Here is a 5167-nt window from a genome sequence, read left to right on the forward strand (position 1 = left end):
GTCCGCCTCCGAAGCGTTGCGTTGCTTGAAACGACGCCTCGCCCGCATCGTCTACAACACCCTGAAAACCGACCACGAAGCGACCCTCGGGACTTGCATCTCGGTGGCCGCTTGACATAGGAGAAACACATGGCACGTGTCACGGGCTCGATCACGATCGCGGCTCCGCCGGAGCGGGTCTTCGACACCGCCGCCGACTCGCGCAACGAACCGACCTTCAACCCAGCGATGACCCGCGCCGACCTGCTCACCCCCGAGCCCGTCGGGCTCGGCTCCCGATTCAGGGCCCAGATGGGCAAGGCGGGCATGGAGATGCTGGTCGAGCTCACCGAGTTCGACCGGCCGCACCGGCTCGCGTCGGTCACGACCAGTGCCGCGATGACGACCTCGGGCACCCTGACATTCACCCCGGACGGCGTCGGCACCAGAATGGCGTGGGACTGGGAGGTCAATCCTCGGGGCTGGTTCCGCCTGCTCGGCCCTCTGATGGGCCCGATCGGACGCCTGATGGAACGCCGGATCTGGACCGGATTGAAGCACCACCTGGAGGGCAGGCACGGTCGCTGAGATCTGTTGGGGCGAAGAGGCCAGGCCGCCCGTCACCGCTCGTCGGGGATCCGGAGCAGTCGCAGCCCGACGAGGAGGAACCAGGCCGGCAGGAGCAGTCCGTAGACAAGGTAGACCTCGCCGATCACCGGCCGAAGGGCCTCGCACACCACTCCAACCGCCCCGGTGACGATCCCCAGCGTTCCGACCGCCCTGCCGAATACCGTGTTCCGCATCAGCAGGGACAGCACCAGGATGGCCGCCGCGGTCAGGATTCCGCCCCAGGACACCGCGTTGGTGGCGGCGATCAGCGCGTCCGCCGCGCTGACCAGGCCGGCGCGATCGGCGTCGGTTCCCGCTGTCGCATAGGCTTCGCTTAGCAGCACCAGCCCTCCGTGCAGTGACTGGGGGCTGCTGCCCAGGGCGAGCGCAATGGTCTCGGAGGCGATGCCCAACACCCCACCGATCAGGGCCACCCCCTTGTTCACCGCCATCAATCCCACGGCCACGGCCGCGAACACCACCAGGGCGGGCACCGCCAGGCCGACGAAACAGACCAGCTGAACGAGATAGACCACCTTGTGGTCCGGGATGTACTCGAGCAGGGCCCGACCATCGGCCGGCGGCAGGGGAGCAAGGAAGATCAAGGCGATCGGTACCAGGACCAGTGCTACGAAGACCAGCGCGGAAACGCCGCCCACCTTGTACAGCGGCTGCCAGGACAGGTCCGGACCCGCGGGCTCCATGGCCCGATTATCGTCCGCGCAGTATCGCCGGTCAACGCTCAGCCGCCGGCGACCGACCGCTGCATTGGCGACCAGCCAGGCGCTGGGACAACTGGCGGCCGCGCCAACCACTCCCGTGTCGGCGCTACCATTCCCCATGTCTACCGCAACCGCACCCCGCAGAAGGATCGTAACGTGGCCACAACTCCCCGCCGACTGGTGATCGTCGAGTCGCCGACCAAGGCGACGATGCTCACCCGCTTCCTCGGCGACGGCTACGTGATCGAGTCCAGCCGTGGCCACGTCCGCGACCTGCCCACCAGCGCGGCCGAGGTGCCGGCCAAGTACAAGGGCGAGTCGTGGGCCCGCACCGGCGTCAACGTCGAGGACGACTTCGCGCCGCTCTACGTGGTCAGCGCCGAGAAGAAGCCGACCATCCGCAAGCTCAAGCAGGCGCTCACCGAGGCCGATGAGCTGTTCCTGGCCACCGATGAGGACCGCGAGGGTGAGGCGATCGCCTGGCACCTGCTGCAGGAGCTGAAACCGAAGATCCCGGTCAAGCGGATGGTCTTCCACGAGATCACCCCGGAGGCGATCGCCAACGCGGTGGAGAACCCGCGCGACCTGGATCTGGACCTGGTGGACGCCCAGGAGACCCGGCGGATCCTCGACCGGCTCTACGGTTACGAGGTCTCACCGGTGCTGTGGAAGAAGGTCATGCCGAGGCTCTCAGCGGGACGCGTGCAGTCGGTCGCCACCCGGCTGGTGGTCGACCGCGAGCGCGAACGGATGGCGTTCCGGTCGGCGTCCTACTGGGACCTGACCGCCACCCTGGACGCCGGCGTGAAGGCGAGCCCGCGGTTGTTCGATGCCCGGCTCACCGGGCTGGACGACTGGCGGGTCGCCAGGGGCTCCGACTTCGACTCCCGCGGAGAGCTCAGCAACGAGGTCTTCGTGTTGGACGAACGGTCGGCGAAGTCGCTGGCCGAGGCGCTGCGCGCGGCGGCGTTCGCCGTCGACTCGGTGGAGTCCAAACCGTACAGCCGACGTCCGGCGGCCCCGTTCCGCACCACCACGCTGCAGCAGGAGGCCGGCCGCAGGCTCGGCTTCACCACCGACCGCACCATGCGGGTCGCCCAGGAACTGTACGAGTCTGGCTACATCACCTACATGCGCACCGACTCGGTCTCGCTGTCGGAACAGGCGATCAGGGCCGCCCGCAGCCAGGCACAGTCGTTGTACGGCCCCGACTACGTGCCGGCCACACCGCGCCGGTACGCGTCCAAGGTCAAGAACGCCCAGGAGGCGCACGAGGCGATCCGCCCGGCCGGTGAAACCTTCCGCACCCCGGCGCAGGCCAAGCTGCCCGGCGACCAGGCCAGGCTGTACGAGCTGATCTGGCAGCGTACGATCGCGTCCCAGATGGCCGACGCAAAGGGGCAGACCGTCAGCATTCGGGTGGGCGCCGAACTGGCCCAGCGGCTCAGCCTCGGCACCGAGATGGCCGCCACCACCGTCCGCCAGGCCACCTTCTCGGCGTCCGGGCGCACCATCACCTTCCCCGGATACCTGAAGGCCTACGACGACGCGACCGAGGACTCCGACTCCCAGCAGGCCAAGCTGCCCGAACTGACCCCGGCCCAGCCCCTCGACCTGGCCGACATCCGCGCCGAGGACCACCAGACCAAACCGCCGGCCCGGTACACCGAGCCGACGCTGATCGCCAAGCTGGAGGAACTGGAGATCGGCCGGCCATCCACCTATGCCTCGATCATCCGCACCATCACCGCCCGCGACTACGTCTACAAGAAGGGCACCGCGCTGGTGCCGACCTGGCTGGCGTTCGCGGTGACCCGGCTGCTGGTCGAGCACTTCCCGCAGCTCATCGACTACCAGTTCACCGCCGCGCTGGAGGACAAGCTCGACGAGATCGCCAAGGGCGACGGCCAGCGGCTGGCGGTGCTGAGCGACTTCTTCTTCGGCCCCGACGACGAGTCCCGCGCCGGGCTGTACGACATGGTCAACAACCTCGGCGAGATCGACGCCCGCGGGCTGTCCACCTTCCCGATCGGCGACCCGGCCGAGGGCGTCAACGTCCGGGTCGGGCGCTACGGCACCTACGTCGAGGACGCCGACGAGCGCCGCGCCAACGTCCCCGACGGGATGGCGCCCGACGAGTTGACCCTGGAGGTGGCCCGCGAGTTGCTCGCCCACCCCACCGGTGAGGAGCGGGAACTCGGCACCGACCCCGAGACCGGGCACCCGATCGTCGCCCGCACCGGGCGCTACGGGCCGTACGTAACCGAGGTGCTGCCCGAGGACGACTCCACACCGAAGTCGAAGCGACCCAAGCCGCGCACCGCCTCGCTGTTCAACTCGATGAGCCTGGACACGGTGACGATCGAGGACGCCCTGCGGTTGCTCAGCCTGCCGCGGGTGGTCGGCTCGGACGAGGCCGGCGTCGAGATCACCGCCCAGAACGGCCGCTACGGCCCCTACATCAAGCGCGGCACCGACTCCCGGACGCTGCCCAGCGAGGAAGCGCTGTTCACCGTCACCCTGGAGGAGGCGCTGAAGCTGCTCGCCGAACCCCGAACCAGGGGCCGCGGCCGCGCCGCCGCCGCACCGCTGGCCGAACTGGGTGACGACCCGGCGACCGGCAAGCCGCTGGTGATCAAGGACGGCCGGTTCGGCCCCTACCTCACCGACGGCGAGTACAACGTGACGATCCCGCGCGGCCAGCAGGTCGACAAGGTGACCCTGGAGCAGGCGATCGACCTGATCGCGGAGAAGCGGGCGAAGGGTCCCGCACCGAAGAAGACCACCGCACGCAAGACCACCGGTGGACGTTCGGCCACCGGCAGGACGACCAGGACCGGCACCAAATCGGGCACCTCGACAACTCGCAGCCGCAAGACTGGTGGCAAGTAGGCGTGCCGAACCTCGCGCCGAGGTGAGCCCGCCCCTGCAGAGTAGGAGTGAGATGGCCAAGCGCGCCCGCAGCTACCGGTTCGAGATGCCCTACCATGTGGACGCGCCGATTCTGACCGACCCGGCGGCCGGCATCGACCGGTTGCGGCTGCGCGCTCCGAACAGCCGCAACACCACCACCCTGACGCTGCTCGACACCACCGACGACCGGCTGAGCTGGGCGGGGGTGCTGCTGGCCCACCGGACGGTCGGCGACACCGCGCACTGGCTGCTCCGGGCCTCCGACTGGCAGCCGTGGCTGCCCGCCGAGCGGATCGAACCGTTGAACGGGGACGACGAACTGCCCGAGGACATCGCCGAGCTGCTGCGCCCGTTCCGTCGGCGCGCGCCGATCGGCCCGGTGGCCAGCATCAGCGTCGACCGGGCCGCCTACCAGCTGCTCGACCGCGATGACATCGAACTCGGCCAACTGCTGGACGACCGGGTGACGGTGCGGCGCGGCGGCCTGGCAGTCGCGCGCCGCCGTGAGGTCACCCTGGAACCCGGGAACGACATGACGTCGGCGCAGCGCAGCCTGGTCGCCGACCGGTTGCACGCCGCGGGCGGCATGCGAGTCACCGAGTTCACCGATCCGGTGGAGCGGCTGGCCACCCTGGGCCAGCCGGTGGCGGTGCCGGCCGAGCCGCCCGCCGACGTCGACGCCGAGGACTTCCTGGCTTGGTCGCTGAGCAGCCAACTGTTCGGCGTCCTGCGCGCCGACCTGCAGGTCCGGGCCGGTGAGGTCGCCGACACCGCCCTGCTGACCGAGGCGCTGGCCCAGCTGGCCGACCAGGTCCGCGGACTGCAGTCGCTGGTCGACCCGGTCTGGGCCAGCGAACTGTGTTGGCACATTGGACGCCTTGCCGACCGGCCGCCGAGCCGCCACCCCCGCGAGCTGGGGGAGTCCTACTTCGACACCCTGGACG

At 69.6% G+C, this 5167-nt stretch carries 4 protein-coding genes; 3 read left to right on the forward strand and 1 reads right to left on the reverse strand.

What is annotated here, in order from left to right; all coding sequences use genetic code 11:
- The first annotated feature begins 129 nt into the window (after positions 1-129).
- On the forward strand, positions 130-567 hold the full coding sequence (locus WBL05_RS09985) for an SRPBCC family protein (RefSeq protein WP_424225609.1): 438 nt from the start codon (positions 130-132) through the stop codon (positions 565-567).
- Between the two features lie 32 nt (positions 568-599).
- Here WBL05_RS09985 and WBL05_RS09990 read toward each other — a convergent pair whose 3' ends face one another.
- On the reverse strand, positions 600-1292 hold the full coding sequence (locus tag WBL05_RS09990) for a hypothetical protein (RefSeq protein ID WP_424225610.1): 693 nt from the start codon (positions 1290-1292) through the stop codon (positions 600-602).
- Between the two features lie 174 nt (positions 1293-1466).
- On the opposite strand from WBL05_RS09990, the gene topA reads away from it, so the two are divergent.
- Both topA and WBL05_RS10000 read left to right on the forward strand, forming a co-directional pair.
- Complete coding sequence (topA, locus tag WBL05_RS09995; RefSeq protein ID WP_424225611.1) at positions 1467-4202, forward strand: type I DNA topoisomerase; 2736 nt, start codon at positions 1467-1469, stop codon at positions 4200-4202.
- Positions 4203-4254: 52 nt separating this feature from the next.
- On the forward strand, positions 4255-5167 hold a 913-nt coding region (locus WBL05_RS10000; protein ID WP_424225612.1), incomplete at its 3' end, for a hypothetical protein.

This window comes from Brooklawnia sp., from assembly GCF_049651565.1.
Lineage (GTDB): Bacteria > Actinomycetota > Actinomycetes > Propionibacteriales > Propionibacteriaceae > Brooklawnia.